This is a genomic window from Alteromonas sp. AO-Serp, assembly GCF_017849675.1.
Taxonomy (GTDB): Bacteria; Pseudomonadota; Gammaproteobacteria; order Enterobacterales; family Alteromonadaceae; genus Alteromonas; species Alteromonas macleodii.
The window spans coordinates 1-22,836 of the sequence record NZ_JAFLMX010000090.1 but is presented as its reverse complement, the minus strand read 5'-3'; the positions used below and the strand labels follow the sequence as shown (position 1 = coordinate 22,836).

General features: G+C 46.2%; 23 protein-coding genes. 9 read left to right on the top strand and 14 right to left on the bottom strand.

What is annotated here, in order from left to right; translation table 11 throughout:
* Positions 1–53 precede the first annotated feature (53 nt).
* The 4 genes from QVA83_RS07375 to yrfG all read right to left on the bottom strand — a co-directional run bounded on the left by QVA83_RS07375 (position 54) and on the right by yrfG (position 4,284).
* Entirely contained in the window at positions 54–1,109 is a 1,056-nt protein-coding gene (locus QVA83_RS07375; protein ID WP_269349014.1) for an MBL fold metallo-hydrolase, read from the bottom strand.
* Between the two features lie 233 nt (positions 1,110–1,342).
* Positions 1,343–2,731: an NAD-dependent succinate-semialdehyde dehydrogenase gene (locus QVA83_RS07370; RefSeq protein ID WP_287498291.1), complete on the bottom strand. Its 1,389-nt coding sequence runs from the start codon at positions 2,729–2,731 to the stop codon at positions 1,343–1,345.
* 280 nt (positions 2,732–3,011) lie between these two features.
* Complete coding sequence (gene yjjX, locus QVA83_RS07365; RefSeq protein WP_014951320.1) at positions 3,012–3,557, bottom strand: inosine/xanthosine triphosphatase; 546 nt, start codon at positions 3,555–3,557, stop codon at positions 3,012–3,014.
* Positions 3,558–3,570: 13 nt separating this feature from the next.
* Entirely contained in the window at positions 3,571–4,284 is a 714-nt protein-coding gene (gene yrfG, locus QVA83_RS07360; protein ID WP_014951321.1) for a GMP/IMP nucleotidase, read from the bottom strand.
* A 71-nt stretch (positions 4,285–4,355) separates the two neighbouring features.
* Here yrfG and nudE point away from each other — a divergent pair, with 71 nt between their 5' ends.
* The 3 genes from nudE to QVA83_RS07345 all read left to right on the top strand — a co-directional run bounded on the left by nudE (position 4,356) and on the right by QVA83_RS07345 (position 6,480).
* On the top strand, positions 4,356–4,919 hold the full coding sequence (nudE, locus tag QVA83_RS07355) for an ADP compounds hydrolase NudE (RefSeq protein ID WP_014951322.1): 564 nt from the start codon (positions 4,356–4,358) through the stop codon (positions 4,917–4,919).
* Positions 4,920–4,922: 3 nt separating this feature from the next.
* The gene (gene cysQ, locus QVA83_RS07350) at positions 4,923–5,768 is read left to right on the top strand and encodes a 3'(2'),5'-bisphosphate nucleotidase CysQ (RefSeq protein WP_014951323.1); all 846 of its coding nucleotides are present in this window, start codon (positions 4,923–4,925) and stop codon (positions 5,766–5,768) included.
* 127 nt (positions 5,769–5,895) lie between these two features.
* Positions 5,896–6,480 carry a YceI family protein gene (locus tag QVA83_RS07345; protein WP_014977782.1) on the top strand — a complete coding sequence of 195 codons (585 nt, stop codon included), beginning with the start codon at positions 5,896–5,898 and terminating at the stop codon, positions 6,478–6,480.
* Between the two features lie 113 nt (positions 6,481–6,593).
* On the opposite strand, the gene mdoH is transcribed toward QVA83_RS07345, so the two are convergent.
* Together mdoH and QVA83_RS07335 are read right to left on the bottom strand one after the other, a co-directional pair.
* Positions 6,594–8,585, bottom strand: coding sequence for a glucans biosynthesis glucosyltransferase MdoH (gene mdoH / locus QVA83_RS07340; protein WP_287498290.1), 1,992 nt, complete (start codon positions 8,583–8,585; stop codon positions 6,594–6,596).
* Complete coding sequence (locus QVA83_RS07335; RefSeq protein ID WP_156079023.1) at positions 8,566–10,191, bottom strand: OpgD/OpgG family glucan biosynthesis protein; 1,626 nt, start codon at positions 10,189–10,191, stop codon at positions 8,566–8,568. Before QVA83_RS07335 ends, mdoH begins: the two co-directional genes overlap by 20 nt.
* Positions 10,192–10,946: 755 nt before the next feature.
* Between QVA83_RS07335 and QVA83_RS07330 the strand changes: the two genes are divergently transcribed.
* The gene (locus QVA83_RS07330; protein WP_014977785.1) at positions 10,947–11,501 is read left to right on the top strand and encodes an outer membrane beta-barrel protein; all 555 of its coding nucleotides are present in this window, start codon (positions 10,947–10,949) and stop codon (positions 11,499–11,501) included.
* Positions 11,502–11,554: 53 nt separating this feature from the next.
* Here QVA83_RS07330 and QVA83_RS07325 read toward each other — a convergent pair whose 3' ends face one another.
* The 4 genes from QVA83_RS07325 to QVA83_RS07310 are packed head-to-tail and all read right to left on the bottom strand — an operon-like array spanning position 11,555 to position 15,337.
* Positions 11,555–11,791 (bottom strand): YheU family protein, encoded by a 237-nt coding sequence (locus QVA83_RS07325; RefSeq protein WP_014951328.1) that lies wholly within the window; start codon positions 11,789–11,791, stop codon positions 11,555–11,557.
* Positions 11,792–11,839: 48 nt separating this feature from the next.
* Positions 11,840–12,874, bottom strand: coding sequence for a hydrolase (locus QVA83_RS07320; RefSeq protein WP_014951329.1), 1,035 nt, complete (start codon positions 12,872–12,874; stop codon positions 11,840–11,842).
* Between the two features lie 20 nt (positions 12,875–12,894).
* Entirely contained in the window at positions 12,895–13,404 is a 510-nt protein-coding gene (locus QVA83_RS07315; RefSeq protein ID WP_231513130.1) for a TIGR02444 family protein, read from the bottom strand.
* Entirely contained in the window at positions 13,385–15,337 is a 1,953-nt protein-coding gene (locus tag QVA83_RS07310; protein WP_156079024.1) for an ATP-binding cassette domain-containing protein, read from the bottom strand. Before QVA83_RS07310 ends, QVA83_RS07315 begins: the two co-directional genes overlap by 20 nt.
* 118 nt (positions 15,338–15,455) lie before the next feature.
* On the opposite strand from QVA83_RS07310, the gene QVA83_RS07305 reads away from it, so the two are divergent.
* Both QVA83_RS07305 and QVA83_RS07300 read left to right on the top strand, forming a co-directional pair.
* A complete protein-coding gene (locus QVA83_RS07305; RefSeq protein WP_012520152.1) occupies positions 15,456–15,662 on the top strand; it encodes a YheV family putative zinc ribbon protein in 207 nt (68 codons plus the stop codon).
* A gap of 178 nt (positions 15,663–15,840) precedes the next feature.
* Complete coding sequence (locus QVA83_RS07300) at positions 15,841–16,953, top strand: DUF748 domain-containing protein (protein WP_039228740.1); 1,113 nt, start codon at positions 15,841–15,843, stop codon at positions 16,951–16,953.
* 22 nt (positions 16,954–16,975) lie between these two features.
* On the opposite strand, the gene QVA83_RS07295 is transcribed toward QVA83_RS07300, so the two are convergent.
* From QVA83_RS07295 to QVA83_RS07285, 3 genes are all read right to left on the bottom strand, one after another.
* Entirely contained in the window at positions 16,976–17,134 is a 159-nt protein-coding gene (locus tag QVA83_RS07295) for a hypothetical protein (RefSeq protein ID WP_012520154.1), read from the bottom strand.
* A 283-nt stretch (positions 17,135–17,417) separates the two neighbouring features.
* Positions 17,418–17,666: a SlyX family protein gene (locus QVA83_RS07290; RefSeq protein ID WP_156079025.1), complete on the bottom strand. Its 249-nt coding sequence runs from the start codon at positions 17,664–17,666 to the stop codon at positions 17,418–17,420.
* Between the two features lie 9 nt (positions 17,667–17,675).
* Positions 17,676–18,608 (bottom strand): WD40 repeat domain-containing protein, encoded by a 933-nt coding sequence (locus QVA83_RS07285; RefSeq protein WP_156079153.1) that lies wholly within the window; start codon positions 18,606–18,608, stop codon positions 17,676–17,678.
* A 197-nt stretch (positions 18,609–18,805) separates the two neighbouring features.
* Here QVA83_RS07285 and fkpA point away from each other — a divergent pair, with 197 nt between their 5' ends.
* On the top strand, positions 18,806–19,591 hold the full coding sequence (fkpA, locus tag QVA83_RS07280) for an FKBP-type peptidyl-prolyl cis-trans isomerase (RefSeq protein WP_014951335.1): 786 nt from the start codon (positions 18,806–18,808) through the stop codon (positions 19,589–19,591).
* A gap of 266 nt (positions 19,592–19,857) precedes the next feature.
* Here the strand turns inward: fkpA and QVA83_RS07275 are convergent, their stop codons facing one another.
* A complete protein-coding gene (locus QVA83_RS07275) occupies positions 19,858–20,127 on the bottom strand; it encodes a hypothetical protein (protein ID WP_170826521.1) in 270 nt (89 codons plus the stop codon).
* Between the two features lie 174 nt (positions 20,128–20,301).
* On the opposite strand from QVA83_RS07275, the gene greB reads away from it, so the two are divergent.
* The gene (greB, locus tag QVA83_RS07270; protein WP_014951337.1) at positions 20,302–20,787 is read left to right on the top strand and encodes a transcription elongation factor GreB; all 486 of its coding nucleotides are present in this window, start codon (positions 20,302–20,304) and stop codon (positions 20,785–20,787) included.
* 178 nt (positions 20,788–20,965) lie between these two features.
* On the top strand, positions 20,966–22,836 hold a 1,871-nt coding region (locus tag QVA83_RS07265; RefSeq protein ID WP_287498289.1), incomplete at its 3' end, for a Tex family protein.

Here is a 22,836-nt window from a genome sequence, read left to right as displayed (position 1 = left end):
AGAGAACCTCTATAAAAGCGTAAACCGTGTATCGCAGACGGTTTACGCTTATTTTACTCCTGTTCAGACAGGGTAATGTTCATTAAATCTTCAGCGGCATATACTCGCCCTTCAGCTACAACAGTAATCGCCTCAGTAAGTGCATCAAGATCCGGTTCGCTACGTTTCATAATATGAGACAACACTATTTGCTTAGCGTTTGACTGCGCGGCAATGTCGATAATCTGAGTCGGCGTCATATGCAAGTTCTTAGCAACCTGACCCGCGTCATCACCAATGGCGTTGTGTAGCACCAAAAGGTCTGCGTTTTTAGCAAAACGAGCAAGGTTTCCTTGTTTATCATTGGTATCGCCTGAAAATACAGCCTCGCAGCCATTGGCCTTAACCTTCCACGCTAATGCTGGGATAGGCCCGTGGTTCACCGTCATTGCCTCAACACTGACGCTATCGTTTACATTGCGTTTAAACGGTTGTTCAAAGGTTGTGGCCCCGATGCTTTTTGTGGATATCGCATAGTCATCTTGGCCTTCTATGGTGTAAGAAGATAGATACTTAAACGCGCCGTTTTTCCCTATTAACGACGACACATAGGCGTTTGTGGACGGCATAATGTCGTTGCCCTCTGGCCCCATTATTATTAAATCTTTCTCGCGATCGGTGAAATACCCACCTTTCACAAAGCTTGGCAAATCGGCGGAGTGATCGGTATGTAAGTGGGAAAGCAAGATAACTTCTAACGATTCAAACGTCGCCCCCGCAGCGCCAAACTGAACGCTGCTTCCGCTTCCAGCATCTACCAACACGCGGGCGCTGCCATTTACCCAAACCACATAGGCACTAGATGTTCTGCCGTCATCCAATTCAGGTCCACCCGACCCTAATATTTGCACTGAAACGTTATGGCAACCCATAGGACTGGTGCTTAGGCCGGCATCGTCTGATGTAGTTGATGGTTGAGACAACGGCTGCGCTAAAGCCGAGAACGATAGAACAGCAGTGGTTGTCATAGCGCAAAAAAACGCAGTTTTTTTTCTACCGCGCTGTTTGTCCTGCCTTGTAAGCCCAATGCCTGATCTTGCATTACTTAATCGTTCATTTATAACCGTCATAACCATCGCCTCATGTTATTCCCTACTCATTAATACACAGATATTTGATTAAAAGACCGTTTGCCCGGACGAAACTATTCAGCCTAGTTGACTGTGCACTGTTTTTTCGCCTGACTGTTTTCGATTACATGGGCTTTACTTTGCGACTACCTTAATGATTAGGGAGTACGGCAAAACAAAAAAGGCGAACCCTGAAGTTCGCCTTTCTTCTCATCGCTTCTTACCGAAGTGCACTACTCGGCCGATTTCTCAGCGACCATGATAGTTTTGATATTGACGAATTCACGCATACCATAGCCTCCGTGCTCACGACCGTAACCGCTGTCTTTTACACCACCAAAAGGTAAGTTTGGTTGTGCCAAAGAGTACCCATTGATATTAACCATACCGGTATCAAATTCATCTTTCGCCAATGCTATTGCTTTGTCGGTATCTGTACTGAAGATACCGCCGCCCAAGCCATAACGTGAATCATTTGCTACTTCCATGGCTTGCTTGTCGTCGCGCACGCGAATGAGCGACGCAACTGGTCCAAATAGCTCATCATCATAAGCGGGCATACCTGGCGATACATCTTCCAGCACCGTGATTGGGTAGAAATAGCCATCAGAGTCTGGAATTTCTCCACCCAGTGATAGCGTAGCACCGTTTTCTAGCGACTTCTTCACTTGCTCATGAAGTTCATCGCGCAAGTCTTCTCTCGCCATTGGGCCCAAATCCGTGTTTTCGTTTGTGGGGTCGCCAACTTTTAGCTTTTTACACTGCGCCACAAATTTGTCTCGGAATTCTTCATAGACGCTATCCACAATAACAAAGCGTTTAGCCGCCACACAGGTTTCACCGTTATTAATAACGCGTCCTTGGATACACATTTCTACAGCATGGTCGAAGTCAGCATCCTCTAACACCAAAAAGGCGTCGTTACTTCCAAGCTCCATTACGGTTTTCTTAGACAAGCTTGCAGCTTCCTTAGCCACTTCTTTACCTACTTCGTCACTCCCGGTAAAAGTAACGCCGCGAACGTATTTGTGCTTGATTAAGTCACTTGCCGTGCTGCCATCAATTAGCAGCGACTGGTAAACATTTTTAGGAAAGCCAGCATCTTCGTACATTTGCTGAATGGCTTGCGCCATACCAAACACGTTTTTAGCATGTTTCAGTACCGTGGTGTTACCCGCCATTATGTTTGAGGCGCTGTAACGAATAACTTGGTACAACGGAAAATTCCACGGTTGGATGCCAAGAATAACGCCAATGGGCTGATACGTAATGATTGCTCGACCGCCTTCGAAAATGCGGTGTTCGTCTTCCAAAATTGAAGCGCCGTGTTCGGCCGTATAACGGCATATTTCAGCGCATAGCTGCACTTCTTGCTTTCCTTGCGCGGTAACCTTACCCATTTCCCGTGTCATCAGGCTGGCGAGATCGTCAATTCGCTCTTCCATCAGGTTTGCAAGGTTATTAAATAAATCTGCGCGGGTCTCAAATGACGTACGGCGCCAGTTCAAATAAGCTTCTTGTGAACGGGTAACTGCTTGCTCGGCGTCCTCGGCTGACATCAAATGATAATGATCGATCTTTTCACCTGTAGCAGGGTTGTAGGTATTGATTGTCTCACTCATTGTCACTCTCCTTATTCCGTTTGGTCTGAAGGAAGTGCAACTAAAAAGCCAAGGTGTCAAAAAATATTTTTTAACCTATTTTCAATAATATAGAAGTAACTTGAAGTCTAAGTAATGGATAGTGTCAGAAAGGATCCAGAAAAGATTACCTATCGCAGTAAAGATTTCAGGGCGACCGTTGCGATCGCCTTATCATTTTTCCTAAGTAAGGATACCCTTGCGGCACTCTGCTTGATTAACGGTGTAATGCGCCTTGTTGTACAGCACAAGAGGTTCAACACTAGTCCGTGTATAAGTCAGGGAAATGGAACTTTGCCATAGCAAGCGTTAACGCCACTTCATAAACACTTTGTCGCGAGGCGTGATTAAGAGTAAGCAAACCAATAGCCCCCCCTTTTTGCTTTATGTTTACTGTATCAAAGAGCTTGTCCATAACTGGCCCAAGTTCTTCTCCACGCTGTAGTGCCTGATAGACACTCACAGGAAGAGGCAAGCTTGCACTTCGCGTTACCGACCAGTGACCTTCATGGTATATCGCCACATAGGCAAAGGTAGCAGGACCATCTTCAAATACATCCACACCACCTTCAATTGCCACATACCACGCATCTGTGAGACCACCTTGATGATGAGCAAGCATGGCCTTCACGCGATTAATGGCGCCCAAGCGCGTTTCATCTTCATTCATTGGCTGGTCAGGCACGCCGCTTGGTACAGCCATGCCCTGAGCGTCGAAATCGTGCTCTAGTGTGTCAGAGAGTGTATTGAGCGCAGCATTAATTTTTACCGGATTCAGCGACCCTACGTAAATTGTGTCAGAAACCATGTGCTTTCGTCCTTTAAAAACGTCCTTTCGAAACAGTCCCAACAGGGTTCTGCTTAATATCTTCTAGCATTAAACGGTAATCGCGCACCGCTGGAAACTCACTAATATTGCGATTTGGCAAGGTACTATCAGGGTTATCGACAGCAAGTAAATGTTTAATACCGTATGTCTTTGCCGCATTTAGAATTGGCAGTGAGTCATCGACAAATAAAGTGCGATGGGCATCGAACTTTACCCGTGCCTGTAATCTTTCCCATAGCAGCTGAGACTCTTTGGTTACGCCGAACTCATGGGTAGAGATGAGGTTGTCGATATGTGCGTCGAGCTGGGTATGCTCTATCTTTAGCGCCAAACTGTTTGGGTGCGCATTGGTCACTAATACCACCTGCCTGCCTGAGTCATGAAGCGCATCAAGGAACGGAATTGTATCGTCACGAAGGGCGAGCAAATGTGCCAGCTCACGCTTCAGCGGCATAAACTCATTTTCTAAGTCCATTTCGAGAGATTCAGCCCAGTAATCTAAGCAATACCATTGAATTTGCCCGAATACTGACTCATATCGCGCAGTCATTTCACGTTGACTCTGCGCCTCTGAAATTCCTCTTATTTGTGCTAATCGTTTAGGCAAATGATGTAGCCAGAACTGGTTGTCGTAATGAAGGTCCAGCAAAGTGCCGTCCATGTCTAACAGTACAGTTTCTATTTCATTCCAGGGCAGAAAGGGCAAGCGATTTTCCTTATAATGAAGTAAGCTAAGAAATTGTATACAAGTATGATAACAAAGTTGTAGCGATAGACATGCCAAAAATTGATCCGAACAAACCGTTACCACAAATTCATTCTCGTGAAATCGTTGCGCAAAGCAAACTCTTCAGGGTAGAACGCTTAGACCTTGAGTTTTCGAACGGCGCCACCCGTGAATTCGAGCGGATGGCTGGCGGAAACAGGGGCGCGGTAATGATAGTGCCTATGCTTGATGAAAACACCATGGTGTTAATTCGTGAATATGCTGCCGGCACACATTCGTATCAACTAGGCTTCCCAAAAGGTTTAATAGACCCTGGCGAAACTGCCATTGAAGCTGCTAATCGCGAACTACAAGAAGAGGCAGGCTTCGCGGCCAATGATCTTGTGGAGCTTCATAAGGTCAGCATGGCGCCCACTTTCTTTAACGCCAATATGACCATTGTTTTGGCTCGAGACTTGTATCCAAAGCAACTTGAAGGCGACGAACCTGAGCCTCTTGAGGTGATTCACTGGCCTTTAGATGAAGCAGATGCTTTACTTGCACGAGAAGACTTTGTAGAAGCACGCTGTATAGCCGCGCTGTTTTTAGCTCAAAAGTGGTTTAAGGAACAATAAACAATGCCCGATGACGCCCATGCCGACCTACTAGAACTTGCGAAAGAAATTGCCATCGAAGCGGGTGAAGCCGTATTAGAAGTATACGATAAAGGGGAGTTTGACGCTTATCAAAAAGACGATGAGTCTCCCGTTACCAGCGCAGATTATTTGGCAAATGATATCATCAACAAGCGCTTACAAGCCGCAACGCCTGATATCCCAATCCTCTCAGAGGAAAACAAACATGCAAGTCTAGAAGAGCGAAAGCATTGGCCTCGATACTGGTTAATCGATCCCATCGACGGAACCCAAGAATTCATTGCTAGAAGCGGTGATTTCGCAGTAAACATTGCGCTAATAGAGAATAATGAGCCGACAATAGGCGTTATCTTTTGGCCGCCAGGGCAGTCGCTATATTACGCCCAGAAAGGCAAAGGTGCGTTTAAGTCATCACCTGATGGCGATCACCCAATAAGCGTACGCAAGCTAGACGACCCTAAAAATAGTGTGGTGATGATTGCAATAAGCCGTCGTCAGTCGAGAGAAAAAGTGCTCAGCAGAATGTGCGCCAAGCGCGTATATCAAACGCTTCCATTGGGAAGCTGTTCCCTGAAAGCCTGCTTTATTGCCGAAGGAAAAGCTGATGTGTTTATGCGCATCGGTATTACCGGCGAATGGGACACTGGCGCATCGCAATGCATTGTTTCTGAAGCGGGTGGGAGTATTGCCGCCGCTAACTTCGAACCTCTTACCTACAATCAGCGTCATTCGCTAGAGAACCCAGATTTTGTGGTAATGGGCGATCAAAGGGTGCCATGGCAAGATGTAGTCCAGTATGATGACTTCGTAAACCCACATCAGCACTAGCGCGTAATAATTTACTTAGCGCAGCGTGTTAACCTACGTATAATAGCGTAGTAATGTTGCTGGGCCACATTACTCTGGTAGTGGTTAAATCAAGCCAGATGGAACCAAAAAGTAAAAGGAGTAACCTATGATGACTACACGTATTCGCACGTTGTCTGCAGCATTGCTCGCATGTGGGCTAGCATTTCCCGCCGCAGCCGATTGGTCAATAGACGGCGAAACAAGTGCACTACACTTCTTATCGACGAAGAATGCACAAGTCACCGAAGTACATAAGTTTGATAGCTTTGATGGTACGCTGTCTGACGGTGGCAAACTTAACGTGGCGGTTGACTTATCGTCAGTGAATACAGCCATTGATATTCGCAACAAGCGAATGCAAGAGATGCTGTTCAACGTGACCAAGTTTGCACAAGCGACATTTGAGGCCAACTTGCCTGAGTCGATGATGAACCTGAAATCGGGCCAAGTTGTTAACGGGAAGGTAGACGGTATTTTGATGTTGCACGGAAAAGCCGTTCCTACGTCATTTGCTGTTAAAGCAAGTAAAGTAAACGACGATACGCTTACCGTATCAACCACGTCACCAACGTTAATTAAAGCAGAGTCTTTTGGACTTGCTGAAGGCGTAGCTGCACTTCAAAAAATTGCAGGGCTTAAGAGCATAACAACAACAGTACCCGTAACGTTTTCAGTTACGTTTACTCAATAAAACATTGTTATTGCCGCCGTCTATCGATAAAAAGCTAGGTGGCACGTGACTAAACGCAATAAAAAACCGCACACATGTGCGGTTTTTTTGTTTTGATATCTACTGTGAGTCTATTATGCGCTGTTAGGAAGCCTGTGACGCATAGGCAAAGGCTTTTGACTTAGTACTTGCTCTGGCATGCTCTGCCACACGTTATCAGGAAGCGCAGGTACTTCTGCCTTGTGCTGTGATATAGCGAAATACCCCATTGCAACGCGTAAACGCTTAAGTGCTTTACACTCATTCACTTCCTGGTCAATGACAAACACGCCCCACTTACGCATGGCTATGCCTAGTTTATCGCTGCTTGTTAAGCGGATAACCGGCGCCGCTAACACCATGCCTACTAATACGGGTAACAACCACATAAATAGCGACGGGGTAAAATAGAAGGTCGTTACGCCCCACGCTACCGCTAAACAGCTCATAATTTGCGTGTGTTTAATTGCAACTTTCCATGGCACTTTGCGCCCTTCACGCTCTTGCGCTTCCCATTTAACAGAGTGGCCAACAAAAACGCTAATCACAAAATAACTGTGATAGAACATCATTAGCGGCGCAATAAGCACGGCCATAGTTAATTCAATTGCTGCCCCTTTAAGCAAAGACCACGCGCCACCAAATTCGCCACGACGTTTTATTAAAGCTAAAGTAATACCGAGAAGTTTAGGCAAGAATAATAAGGCCGCCGTACCCCACATGGTTACCATCATCATGTCTTGGCGCGCTACCTGCCAACTAGGGAAAAGCTGGTATTCAGACACGAAGAACTCTGGCACTGACGTGGCGCGAATTAACGCATCTGCTGTACCTAGCGACAACATGCAAAATAGTATGAGTGAAGAGATGTACGCAAACGCACCAAATAAGAAGTGCAGGCGGTTTGCCATTTTAAGACCTTTAACGTTCAATAACCCTAAATGCTGTATGTTGCCCTGCACCCAGCGACGGTCGCGAATTGCGTAGTCAACAATGTTACTTGGCACTTCTTCATAGCTGCCCGTGGTGTCGGTAAGCAAGTAGGCCTGCCAGCCAGCACGGCGCAGTAGCGCAGCCTCAACAAAGTCATGACTTAAAATTTCACCACCAAAAGGCGCGCGTCCTTCGAGGGTAGGTAGCCCGCAATGCTGCATAAATGGTGCAATACGAATAATGGCATTGTGCCCCCAATAGTTTGCACTGTCTGTTTGCCAAAACGATAGACCTGTCGCCAACATTGGGCTGTAAAGGTGAGCAGCAAACTGCACAAAACGACCAAAGAAGGTGTTTTGACGTACCGGCATTGGAATGGTCTGCACTAACGCCGTATCAGGGTTTTGCTCAATACGACGCGCCAAGTTTTGCATGCGCTCACCGCTCATCACGCTATCAGCATCTAACACAATCATCGACTCGTAGTTTGCACCCCAGCGTTCACAAAACTCTTTGAGGTTGCCCACTTTTCTGTGCAGATTCTGTTCGCGACGACGGTAAAACACTTGGCTAGAGAAGGCACCTAAACGTTTCTTCAGTCGGGAAAAGGCACGTAGCTCTGCATCCGCTTTTTCCATATCGCGGGTGTCGCTGAGCATGAAAAAGTCGAATTTAGAACTGTTGTCACTTTCCATTAATTCGCGAATACAAGCTTCAAACCCCACCATAATACGGCGGGTATCTTCGTTATAAACCGGCATGACGACAGCGTGCTTTTGCGTTAATGACACAGAAGTATCAGGAGGCGTTTGATTTCTGCGCAAGCTCAACGGGTCGATGTTAAAAAGCTGCAGAAAGAAACCGATAATGCCTGTCCAAAACGCCATACACAACCATGCGAACAGGGTTAGCCCCAACCCTAACTGTGCAATCTCTAAGTTGGTAAGGCCGTTAGGTAAAAAGATCTCGTACAAACTCCAACCGGCCAGTGCCGTGCTTGGAATAACTAGCATTGCCATGATAAACAAACGCATATGCTCTCCTTTTAAGATGAAATGTGAAGCACGTGCAGTGCCATCACTTTTAACCTGAGGCACGGCTTTAGCCTCGTCCGATACCGCTATGCAAGCGCAATTATTTTGGTTGGTAGACATAATTCCAAACCTCACTCACACGTTTACCGTCTTTCTCTATGTAAGCGCGCATATCTACCGTCTGCTTTTCTTTCGGCTTAACAAAGAAGGTGGCCCGCCACTCTTGTCCGTCAGCAACGGGGTAAAGTCGCTGCTGAGAAATCGTGCCGTTAGTACCCTGTACCACCAACTTCATCGACTCGTTATCAAAAGCAATGGCAGAAGGCGCGCTGAAGTCCACGCTGAACTGTCGTGTCGTATTTAGACTGTCGTTTTTAAACTCGTCACCCGGCAACACAGCCTTGCCTTGGCGGGTACGTACTACTGAGGCCAGTTCACTGACAAACGGATTTTGTTCTACGGTTTTAAGCTCGTAAGCGAAATACAGTGATTCGCCCGAATTGAATGGCTTTTCAGGCGTCCAAAATGCCACGATATTGTCGTGAATTTCGGATTTAGTCGGAATTTCGACGACTTCTAATCGGCCTTTCTCAAAACCTGCTTCTGGCGTCACCCAAAGCCCCGGGCGTATATGGTAATTAGCCTCTGCGTCGAGGTAATTATCCCATTCGCCGTCGCGCTGAAGCATGCCGAATCCTTTAGGGTTTGCGTCGCTAAGTGACGTGACTTGAAGGCGTGCAGGATTAGTCAGTGGACGCCAAATTTCTTCACCAGCGTGAGTTACCATAAGCACACCGTCACTATCATGCACCTCTGGACGATAGTCGTCATGGCGCTTTTCTGTGTTCTCGCCATACAAGAACATACTGGTAAACGGTGCAATGCCTAGCTTGCTCACGTCATCTCTGGCAAATAACCAACTCTCTACCTTAACGCTGGTATCAATATCAGGCTGTATAACAAATTTGTACGCGCCCGCTACAGAAGGGCTTTCAAGACGCGCATAAACAGTAATAGGTTTACCCTCACTCGGTTCTATGACCCAGAACTCAGTGAAGTGGGGGAACTCTTCGCCTTTGGCTAGCGCCGTATCAATCGCAAGACCTCGTGCAGAGATACCGTACACTTGATTTTTACCTACAAGACGGAAGTACGATGCCCCCAAAAATACAGCAAATTCGTCTTTGTACTCTTCGTTCTTGATAGGGTAGTGAACGCGAAATCCAGCAAAGCCTGACTTTTCGTCCGTTAGCCCAGCTAACCCCGACGCAGACCCGTCGTAGTTGAACATGTCACTGTTGAACGCTAGGCGTTCAGGCTTATTGCTTTCACCAATAGTGTGGATAGTGACAGGGTATTCATATAAAAAACCCGGGTGAAAAAACTGCAGTTCGTAGTCATTCTCGCCATGCCAAAGACTCTGCTCGGGCTTGAAGCGAATTGAACGATACGTGGTGTAGTCAATTTCTTTAAGCTTGCTGTTTAACCCGTGATCGTCCTGCTCGTAGCTCTCTGTCGCTGACTGGCGTGCAGCATCAATAATTGACTGAAGAACCGGCGATGCTTTTTGAGGCTGATTGTCGTTGTTAACCTCAACTGCACCGGCTTGTTGAAACGCAAATAATGCGATGACACTGCTCATCGCTAAAAGAAGGTGTGACAGCTTATTGCGCTGGCGCACATTCGTTTGTAAATCTTTACCGAAAATTGAAACTGGCTTAGCCATTTGTCCTCTCCTTATGAAAACAATGGTTATCCAGATGACCATCAATAACTCGTTACACGCCTTACTTACTGAAAGCGTCTTTTACAAAAACGGTATTGATTGAAGCCACGCGAGAAAGGCGCTCTCTTCCTTTCTTTATCCACTAATATCGTGAAAAACCGAATTCCTTGCCGAAGGGCTAAAGTGAATGTTGGATAACACACAGAGACTTGAGCAAAAGCTGTTCCAACACGAAATAGTCGCCGTTATTTTTTATATTTTTCATAATTTACAATGCTTTACAAACACACACATTGTGGATTAGTGGAGAACACTGGCTTGTAAAAATGTCCGATGAGTTAGACAAAAGGATAACTGTTGTTTTTTAGAGACAGTTTTATGTGCCAACGTTTTACTAGGAATACATCAAACTTTGATTTTGAACATTTCAAATGTGTAGCCTCTAAAAAGCCAGACGTATTTTATCTATAAATATTAGCGACATAGATAAATTAAGACATATCAAAATAGTGATTTAGTACGAAGTTGGCAAACGCTTTGCTATTCATCATGTTGATAAATAAATCGGACACTATTTCTTAACGGAAATAACAAAGATGGCATGAAGGCAAGTACGGCTTTGTGTTCATCAACCAAGTAGCCTTTTGTAGCGCGCTGTTAAGCGCTGACTTGCGCTTGGGTTTGCACATTTATAACAAACCGAGAACATTCGCGATGAACAAGGTGGGTTACTTAACATACTAAGGAGTTATCACATGCGTAAATCATTCACACTTATTGCAGCAGCACTAACTGCGGCAACACTTCCTCTTACAGCTATGGCCGACAAGCCTGACTGGCGTTACGTAGAAGGTGGTTACACCAAAATGGACTTTGACGACAATGAGTCTTTTGAACCAGACGGTTTAACCGTTAACGGTAAATACCTATTAAACAGCAACTGGTACCTAAACGGCGAGTATAGCTTCTTTGAAGAGGGCAACTTTGACTTTGATATGCTGACACTAGGTGCGGGTTACCGTTTACCTGTTAACGCGACAACAGACGCGTATTTTGGTGCCAACTTAGAGCGTATTGACGGTGACGTAAACGACGAAACAGGTTACAGCATTAATGCTGGCCTTCGCTCGATGATCACAGAGCAGGTAGAGCTGGCGGGTGAAGTTGGCTACTACGATGTAGACGATGGTGAAGCGACATTTAGAGTAGGCGCCAACTATTACATCACGCCACAATGGGCTGTGGGTGCAAACTACAGAATCATTGATGATTTAGACATTATGCAGGTAACTGCACGTTACGCGTTTTAAGCCTTCCTCTCCTCAGGTAGGTAGCCGGGTTGCTCGACCCGGCTTTTTTGTGTCTATTGTTCTTCAGCTTCGCTTGGCTCAATATCTTCTTTTCTTTTGATATCTACACTTTCATGAAGCTCTGAATAGACCAGCACCGCCTCACCCGACTTGAGTCTGTTTAACACTTGCTGCACTTTCACATCTAGCGCAACTTCTTCAGCGCCGTAGTCCGTGCCCTCTCGCAGAACAAAAGACTCAGCCAAGCTATAAAGCGTATCGGCTTCTAGCGCGTCAATGGGGATTATCATTCACACTCCTGATAAAAAGCGTTTGGGTAAATTATTAGGACATCAACATTAGCGGCTGACATAACGACACGTAGTATTTACAGGTAAGGCTTCACTTACAAAACGTTTCACCCGTTCGTGCAGCCATACTTTAGGATTTAATATAGAACCTTGCATGAACCCAACGTGACCGCCTCGTTCACTTAGCTCCACGGTAACGTTGCGCGCAAGCTCTTCTTCCTTAGGCACAATTAAGTGATTCATAAAGGGGTCATCAATGCTATGCAATACCAGTGTAGGACAGTGGATCGCGCTTAAAAAGTGATACGCACTACACTTTTCATAGTAGTCTTGAGCGTCTGCAAAGCCGTGAAGCGGCGCTGTGATCTTCTCGTCGAATTGGGTAAAGCTGGTGATCTCTTCCACATCAGTTTTTGTTAGCTGTATAAGCTTGCGATAATCGATGTACTCCATTTTCTTACGCAGCGTATCCTTCATGCTAGTAAGTAAATACTTTTGATATACGCGAGAAAAACCCTGGTTAATTGATTTAGCGCATTCAGAAAGTTTAAGAGGTGAAGAAATGGCAATCGCTGCCTTAAGCCACTTTTGCGCAGGGTTTTCGCCCAACAGTTTCAATAGCATGTTGCCGCCAAGGGAAAAGCCGATGGCCACTTTAGGAATTCGTGGAAATTTATCGTGAAGCCACTCTAAGAAAAAGCTGGGGTCTTCTGTTTCTCCACTGTGATACGCCCGCGCTTTTAAATTTGGCACGCCGCTACAGCCGCGATAGTGCATCATCACCACCTGCCAACCATTCACTGACAATTGAGCCATCATATCGTTCGCATAATGCGACTTAATGCTGCCTTCTAAACCATGAAACATCACCACGATACCCGATGTTTCCTGCGGTTTTGGCCCCCACGCCACATCGACGAAGTCGTCATCGGGTAATGTGAGACGCTCCATGTCGTAAGACAAAGGCAACCGCTTTTGAATAAAACGCGGCCATATGGTTTGCACATGACGGTTCTTCGCCCACCCTGGCACCTTGAAGCTGCTTTTTATTATCTTTCCATGCGATAGCGCTGATTTACTCATTTTGTTTTCTTATTGTGTTTTTACGATAGTTGGTTAACCACTAGGCTCACTAGTTGGCGCGCCTCGTTGTTGTCTCGCAGTCCGTATGCATTTATAAACGCTGCGATAGACGCGTTAAATACGTTAGACGATACAGATTGCCCTTGACCCAGATGCGTGACTGGCTGCTCATTGAACGACGCAACAATATCGTGCTGCTGCTGTCTTTCAAGCTCTAGCTCTTGTGCTTTGAGTGCGTCATATTCTGCTTGGTCTCCGCCTTTTTCGGGGCTCGCAGCCTTCCGCCTTGCACGGTGATACTGTAACTTTTCTTCGGTCGCATTTGATGCCGCAATCACTGCCTTAAGCTGTGGCAAATTAATGATGACATTATTCTCTAAACACCAGCAAATCAGCAAGAGAACGTTTACATTAACCTTGTGGTTGTCTTGCAGTAAAAGCGCAAGGGGAGCCATATCACCTTTGGTATAGCGAGAAACGCTATACTCCCAAAACGCGCGGTTTTCGATATTAGGCGTTGGCATTGTCATACTCTTCTCGTTTTAGCTCAATTTGCTCTTGGGCATCTAGCCATGCCATCTCTTCTTCTTCAAGCTGTTGCTTAAGCTGAGTTTGCTTGTCGAGTAGGCCCATAAGCTCCGCTTTTTTGTCTTCGCTGTAAAGCGAAGTATCGGCAAGTGACGCTTCCACCTCAGCCAAAGCAGCACTACATTTCTCCATGGCTTTTTCGTGTTTTTCAATGGCTTTTTTAAGTGGCGCAACCCTTTGCCTAAACTCGGCTTCACGGCGTTTTTCTTCTTTACGATCTAATTTGCGTTCCGGCTTACTCTGCGCGCCAGTCTCTTGTTGCTCTTCGCTTTTGGCGTCGCTGTTGGCCTTGGCTTTTTCCGCTGCCTGCTGTTTTAAAATCCAGTCGCGATAGTCGTCCAAGTCGCCTTTAAATGGTTCAACTTCGCCACTGTCTACCAAATAGAAATCCTCACATACCGAGGAGAGTAAGAACCGGTCGTGCGAGACCAGTACCATGGCGCCTTCAAAACCTTGAAGCGCGATATTTAGCGCATGGCGCATTTCCAAATCTAAGTGGTTGGTAGGCTCATCCAGCAGCAATAAGTTAGGCTTCTGATAAACAATTAACGCCAATACTAAGCGCGCCTTTTCACCGCCCGACATAGGTGCCACGGGCGCTAATGCTTCATCGCCATTAAATCCAAATCCGCCCAGATAGTCGCGAAGTTGCTGCTCGGTGACTTTTTCGTCAATGCGCTGCAAATGAAGAAGCGGAGTAGCGTTAGCATCTAATGTTTCTAACTGATGCTGAGCAAAGTAACCAATCTTAAGGCCTTTAGCCGTATTAAAAACACCTTGTTTTGGCGCATGCACACCCGCCAATAGTTTGATTAGCGTAGACTTACCCTGTCCGTTTCTACCTAGAAGACCTATTCTGCTGCCAGGTACTAAATTGAGTTTCACCTGTTGCAGCACAATATGGTCGTCGTAACCCAGCTGTATCTTTTCCATTTGCACAAGCGGGTTTGGCAGTGCCGACGGCGGCGCAAAAGAAAAGCTAAATGGGCTTGCCATATGGGCTGGCAACAAGGTTTCCATTTTCTCCAACTGCTTAATACGACTTTGCGCTTGCTTAGCTTTACTCGCTTTAGCTTTAAATCGGGTAATAAACGAATTGAGGTGCGCTACTTTTTGCTGCTGCTTTTCATATTCAATGTTTTGCAAGCGAATACGTTCAGCGCGCTGGGTTTCGTAAGACGAGTAGTTACCGGTGTAGGTGATAAGCTTCTGTTGTTCAACACTGATAATTTGCGCAACCGTGTTGTCGATAAAGGCTTTATCGTGCGAAATCAGCAACAGCGTTCCCGCATAGCGTTGAAGCCATTTCTCTAGCCAAATAACGGCGTCTAAGTCTAAGTGGTTAGTAGGTTCATCAAGCAGCAGTAAGTCTGAAGGACAAAGCAGCGCTTGAGCTAGGTTTAGGCGCATACGCCAGCCACCTGAAAAATCGCTAACTGGTGCGCTTAACTGCACATTGGTAAACCCAAGACCCGACAGAATGGTCGCTGCGCGAGCTTCCACGTCGTATGCTCCCGCTTGCTCGAGCTGCCCGTGAATTTGGCCAATCTTTACACCGTCGCCGCTTTTTTCAGCGGCTTCTAATTGCGCTTGTAGATTACGTAAATGTTTGTCACCGTCCACCACATAGTCTATCGCGGTTCGGTCAGTTGCTGGCGTCTCCTGTGCCACGCTTACAATTCGCCAGTCATTCGGTACGCTGCAGTCGCCAGCATCGACACTTAACTCACTTCTCAGCAGTGCAAAAAGCGTGGACTTTCCGCAGCCGTTGCTGCCAATCAGCGCTACTTTGTGGCCTGGAAAAACCTGCGCCGACGCCTCTTCTAGCAACATTTTGCGACCGCGAAGTAGCGATACATTTGAAAGCTTTATCATGAGTAACCTGTGATGGAACAAACTAGGGCGCGTATAATATCAAAAACTTAAGGTAAAAGCTGATCAACACTTACCATTTCAAGGTATAATAATCGCGAAATTCTCCAAAGGTGTATGTATGTCAAAACGTGTAAAACGCCGCTTTGTTGCAGGGGCTACGTGCCCAAAATGCCAAGAGCTAGATACGATTTCGTTATATTTTGAAAATAACGTAGAAAAGTTGGAGTGCGTTGCGTGTGGATACAATGAAGCGCAAACTGATGAAAAGGTGAGTGCCGCCACACGCTCAAACGAAAATGTGATTGGCATCTTTAAACCGCACTAACATTCCTACCCACGTCTCAGTAAATCTTACCGTTAAGCCTGTGTAACACCTTACAACGCTGTGCTCAGGCTTTTTGCAAACGTCTCTTCGTGCCACGCCAACGCTGGGTATCCTCGTTGCCTAACGAAAGAGGTTGCTCAGGCATAATTTTTGTATTTCCTTCGCAAAGGAGTGAAATATGAAACATGCTAAAAAACGTGTCTGCTATGTCCTTATAGCCTTGTTGCTTACGCTTATTGCCATAAGACTTTACTTGCCTTACGCCGCAGCTTCATACATCAACACGACGCTGAGTCAGTCAAAAGAGTATAACGGCCGCGTGGGCGATGTAGATTTAATGCTATGGCGCGGCGCATACAGTTTAGAACATGTTTTGCTTTATAAGGCGAACGGGCAAGTAGATAGGCCGCTATTTAAAGCTGACTATGTGGAGTTTACGCTTTCATGGTCACAGCTTTTCAAAGGTGCAGCGGTGGGAAAAGTAATTGTTAATTCCCCCGAGATTAATTTTGTAGACGGCAACACGGAGGAGAGAAGCCAGTCTGGTAAGGATGAAAACTGGTTATCTATCGCCGACCAACTCTTCCCGTTACGCATCGATAAGCTAACTATTAACCAAGGAAAAGTCGCTTTCCACAACCCCGATACTTCTCCGGCTATCGACATTGCGCTTCATGATATTCAGCTTGAAGTGAATAACTTGGTGAATAGCGACAACTTGTCAGACTCACGTGTAGCAACGGCCAAAGCGCAAGGACAAACGGCACAGCAGGGCACGATATCCTTAAACGCTAAACTCAACCCCGCAACAACAGCCCCCACATTTGACGTTGATATTCAAGCTGACAACGTTGGACTAGTGAACTTTAAGAACCTACTTGATACCTACGCACCGTTTGATCTGGAAGCCGGCACACTCACGCTTGCGGCTGAAGTGGCGTCTAATGAAGGGAAAGTAAAAGGCTATATCAAACCCATTTTGCATAATGTGGAGGTATTTTCTTGGAAGGGTGACATTGAACGTGACGGCGATGGTTTTATTGAAGGCAGTATCGAAGCCATTTCCGCGTTTGTCACCGAACTGTTTGAAAACCAAAGCGAAGAGCAAATTGCCACACGCATTCCTGTTGAAGGCGATTTATCAAGCCCTGACACCCAAACATGGGAGGCATTTACCGCGATTTTAAAAAATGCATTTATCGAAGCTTTTAACGGCGATGTGGAGAAAAGTATAGAGTTGGATAGACTCGAGCTGGATAAGTTGGAAGCGCCGGAAGGCTCTGAAAATTAAGAGCCCTCGCCGCTGAGCGCTCTTAAATAGTACAGCTATCGCCACAGTCGTTGGCGCCGTCGCGCATACCTTCAATCTCTTGACTCTCTTGCTTGTCTTTTTCAGCCTGTTTCTCTGCTACTGACTGCTCAACAGAGTCAAAATCGATGCTATCAAACGCATCCATATCAAAATCGCTCATAACTCACTCTCTTAAATAGTAAAAAAGGCTTCTTTTTGCTGAAGCCTTTGTATCGGGGCGCAAGTGTAATTCAAATGTATATCCTGGCTAAATGAAGACTTCGCCTAACTCATAACAAGATGAACTAGCGTGATGTTTTTTTAACACTACTGCACATCAACGAAGCGCCTTTGATGTCTTTACAGGCCTCACCCCACGATGAGCGACCCACAATAAGTGTCATCGCCAATGGACGTGCTCCAAATAAATACCGCGCTGCAATTGCTACTGCGCTTCAATTATTCTAGTAATGCGGAGGCGGGGTTTCTTCTGACTGCTTAGCAATATTAGACGGCTCGATAGACTTAACGCGGTCAACGACATGGCGTACTTTAAAGGCTAAATCGTCAAGCTGCTTTTGCTGCGAAGACAGCGCATCGTTTAGCGCCTCAATGGTGTGCTCCTGAAACGCAACTTTAGTTTGAAGCTCTTCAATATAGCTATTGGCGCTATCTATTTGCTGTTGTAGATGCTCAGCGCTTTTCTCTGTCATGTAAATTCTCTATCTCTCTCGTTGCCATTCTTCGGCAAGGCCACTACTGCTTATAGACAATATATTATCATTGGGGAGGAAGGCGACGCCATACACAACTGCGGTCGGCGGTGAAACTGACTCTCGTGAAGCAACCTGTATGGACTGCACTTGCTCGCCAGTTTCCAAATCCCACAGGTATACTTTTCTGGCGGGAGAGCCTGTTAGTAAAAACTGACCATCTTTGGAAAACTCAACGTCTGTGAAGATTTTCTGACGCGCTGCATATTTGAGGGATGCCACAGGCTGCCCGGTTTGCACATTCCACACTTGCGACTTGCTCTGGCTGTCCGCAGTAAAAGCAAAGCGGCCTTCATCATCAAGCGCTACTTTTGTTACTCGCGTGGGGTGGGTGAATGTATGAATTATTTGCCCAGTGTCAGTGCTCCATAAATACGCTATGTAATCGTTGCCCCCCGTCAATGCGAACTTACCGTTAGGGGAAATATCAATGGAGTTAACCTTTTCTTGATGCCCTAAAAACTCTAGTCGACGCGAAGTACGAGGTTCAAAGTACATCACTTTGCCATTTGAGCGCGCCACCAGTATGCCGTTACCATTATTGGTAACCACCACATCTCTAATTGATGACTCGTCGATGCGCCAAAAACCTTCAGGTTCGCCGGTCTCCAGACTCCATAAGGCAAACGCCTCGCGGTCAGCGGTCACAACATAGCGTTTGTCGGCGCTAATGTGCACTGACATGACCAGGTTGTCACCTTCACCTTGGTGGCTCCAGTGATAAAGGGGCTCAGTTTGTCCAATTCGCCATACGTTTACCCCATTATTCACGCCAGAAACCACCGCTAACGTGCCGTCGGTAGAAATATCTGCGGCATAGGCGCCTTCTTCTACATGACGCCACTGCTGTATTGGCGTAGTATCAGGGACAGAGCATCCCATGGAATTACCTATAAGTACGATGAGTAACGCTATTCTATGGAACATTTGAGGCCTAAACATAATCAAATGGGTTTCGCTTTGTAAACGCTAGGTTTAACATAGCATGGATCACGCATCTTTAACTATCGTGCACACTGCCTTGGATGCAGCAGTATAGACATAGACGCATGATGATAAAAATTTATGGAGACGTTTTTATGCAGAAGTCGCTCGTTGCCTTATCTACTATCGCTGCGCTAGGCCTTTTCGCTTGCCAGCCAAATACATCTGATGAGGCCGCTTCTACAAGCGCTGATAGTGCAAAAACAACTTCTGTTTCAGCAGAAGAAATGACAGATACGCAAAAGCAAGCTTACGCCATGGGCGCAAGCATGGGTTTGTTCGTTAGCAACCGTGCCGAACAACAAGAGCAACTGGGTTTAACATTAGACCAAGATGCGCTACAACAAGGCTTTAAAGACGGTCTAAACGACACCCTTAAGTTTACGCCAGAGCAGATTCAGCAAATCGCTCAACAAGGCGAAGAAGTACTTCGCGCTAAGCAGCAAGAAATGGCGGAACAAGCCGCTGAAAAAAATATTGAAGCTGGCCTAGCTTACCTAGAAGAAAACGGTAAGAAAGAAGGCGTGGTAACTACCGAGTCTGGTCTTCAGTACGAAGTACTTGAAGAAGGCGAGGGTGCAAGCCCAGAAGCGACAGACATGGTTAAAGTTCACTACCGTGGCACCTTGCTAGATGGCACAGAATTCGACTCATCTTACAAACGTGGCGAGCCAGCAGAATTTCCACTTAATCGCGTTATTTCTGGTTGGACTGAAGGCGTTCAATTGATGAAAGAAGGCGCAAAGTATCGCTTCCATATCCCATCTGAACTTGCTTATGGTGCGCGTTCTACTGGCGCAATCACGCCAAACTCGACGCTTATCTTTGACGTTGAGTTGCTAGAAGTGGTTAAGCCTGAAGCAGAAGCGCCAACGGAATAAGTTAGTGCTTTAAGAAAAAGAGAAAGCCGACGCATAGCGTCGGCTTTTTTGTTTTAGTGAGTCAGCGTGATCCTTGCTTACCTTTTCCCTACGAGCCAGTGGATTTTCACCACGCGCGTACCCAAATAGTAAAGTGGGTTATTCAATATGCTTGGTGCCTCGAATTACACTATTAAGCTTAGTCTAAATCGACCAAATTTCACGGTCTATTCCAAGCCTTTTTGGAACAATTTCGCCTTAAAACTTGGTGCTTAAAACAAAAGGTTTTAACGCTGAGGGGCGCGCCGTCTTTCAGTGTGTACCTTAAACGTAGCAAAATGATTTAACAGAGACTGACCCACCTTATACATAGCACAACCTAAAATAAGATATATCACGGTTTGCATACTATTTAAGCGAACAACGATATCAAGCAAGGCATACAACAATAACAGCGCGCCGCTTAAAAACAGCATAAAACCGATGATAGTACCGCTGGTTTGGAACGGATCGTTCCCCGACCTTCGACGGTTCAACATTGGTATCCTGTTACGCATTCATTTCCCCTAATGGTTTGACTATTATTTATACTACGACACTAAACGAAAGGTTTATGTTCAATAATTATTCAATCTGTCTCTTTTGTCACTTTTTGACGTACAGAAAGATTGCGTTTTGCCTTATTACCCACATAAAGTAGGGGTAATTAGCTGGATTATTTATAGGACATTGTGAAAACACCGCTTATCACTCGAAAGGGCTACTTAAAGCTTAAACAAGAACTGGATTTCTTGTGGCGTGAAGAACGACCTGAAATTACTCGCAAGGTAACCTGGGCAGCGAGCCTTGGTGACAGAAGCGAGAATGCCGACTACCAGTACAATAAGAAGAAGCTACGGGAAATTGATCGCCGCGTACGCTACCTTCGCAAGTGCTTGGAAAACCTAAAGGTTGTGGACTACGATTCACAGCAAGAGGGTAAGGTCTTCTTTGGTGCCTGGGTTGAAATTGAAAACGAAGCGGGCAAGGTGATGGAACTTAGGCTCGTGGGCTACGACGAAATTTTCGGCCGAAAGGATTACATTTCTATCGACTCTCCGATGGCGCGAGCACTGCTTGGCAAAGAAGAAGACGATGAGTTTGTTGTAAAAACCGAAACGGGCACGAAAGAGTGGTGGATAAACCGTATTTGGTACGACGCAACAGACAAACTGTGAGCACTAATATGCCCTATTTAATCACCCATTTGTAACACAATGATCAGACGACTTCCCCTACACCGCGGTGATATACTCACCGCTCCTATTTTCACTACCGACGCTGTGTATATAAGCCTTTCACACACCGTTTGTTCGCCATTGCCTGACGCGAATTTTTAGTATCTTAGAGCGACTTATGATTATCAATAAAATTGCAGATGAACTTAGCGTTCAACCTTCGCAAGTAACTGCCGCTGTTAAACTTCTTGATGAAGGGTCTACCGTACCTTTTATCGCGCGCTACCGAAAAGAAGTGACACAAGGCCTTGATGACACACAGCTGCGTACCTTGGAGCAGCGCTTAACCTACCTGCGAGAGCTTGAAGAGCGCCGCGATGTAATCCTTAAATCTATCGAGGAACAGGGCAAACTAACCGACGAGCTTAAAAGCAGTATCACCAGTGCTGACAGCAAAACTACCTTGGAAGATTTGTACTTACCGTACAAGCCTCGCCGACGCACTAAAGGCCAAATAGCGATTGAAGCAGGCCTTGAACCTCTCGCTGATACCTTATTCTCTACCCCAGATACCGATGCTGAAAGTGCAGCAAGCGAATACGTTAACGCAGATAGTGGCATTGCTGATACTAAAGCAGCATTAGAAGGCGCCCGCTATATCTTAATGGAGCGCTTCGCCGAAGACGCTACACTGCTGGCAAAAGTGCGCAAGTACTTAACTGAAAACGCTTATGTAAAAAGCACGGTTGTATCAGGTAAAGAGCAAGAAGCCGCCAAATATAAAGACTATTTCGAACACAGTGAAAAGTACAAGAACGTACCATCTCACCGCGCGCTGGCGATGTTTAGAGGCCGCAACGAAGGCATGCTACACATTCAGCTAGATGCCGACCCGCAGTCAGAAGACAACGGCCCGTCACATTGCGAACATATTATTGCCAGCCATTACGATATTATGCACCGCGGCCGTGGTGCAGATGACTTCTTAGCACAAGTTGTACAGTGGACGTGGAAAATCAAAATTGGTTTACACATGGAAACTGAGCTATTCAGCGCCCTTCGAGAACGCGCTGAAGAGGAAGCCATTGAGGTATTTGCTAAAAACTTAAACGACCTGTTGATGGCCGCGCCTGCAGGTGCAAAAACCACTATGGGCCTAGATCCTGGTTTGAGAACTGGCGTTAAGGTAGCGGTCGTAGACAGCACAGGAAAAGTGGTCGCAACCAACACCATTTTCCCGCATGCACCACAAAACCAGTGGGATAAATCTATTCGCACGCTCACCACGTTGTGCAAGCAATACAAAGTAGATTTAATCAGCATTGGCAACGGTACTGGCTCGCGCGAGACAGACAAACTCGTTGGCGAAATGCTCAAGAACAACAGCGAGCTTACTGCACAGAAAATTATGGTCAGTGAAGCGGGTGCATCGGTGTATTCAGCCTCTGAGCTTGCTTCAAAAGAATTGCCTGACCTTGACGTGTCAATCCGCGGCGCAGTGTCTATCGCTCGACGCTTGCAAGACCCGCTGGCAGAGCTGGTTAAAATTGAACCTAAAGCTATTGGTGTAGGCCAATATCAGCATGACGTAAGCCAAAGCCAGTTAGGCAAGTCGCTAGACCGTGTTATTGAAGACTGTGTAAACGCCGTTGGCGTTGACTTAAACACTGCATCGCCCGCGCTGTTGAGCTACGTATCGGGCTTAAATAAAACACTTGCGCATAACATTGTTAATTTCAGAGACACCAATGGTGCTTTCCCAGACCGTAAAGCGCTATTGAAAGTCGAACGTTTAGGGCCTAAAGCCTTTGAGCAAGCGGCAGGCTTCCTTCGCATTGTAAACGGCACAAACCCACTTGATGCCTCTGCGGTTCACCCCGAAGCGTACCCAGTGGTAGATAAAATTGTAGATACGACCGCTGTTGCGGTTAATGACATCATCGGCAATACCGAGCTTCTAAAAAGCCTGTCGCCAGATACCTTTACCAGCGATGCATTCGGTTTACCAACTGTTAAGGACATTCTAAAAGAGCTGGATAAACCAGGCCG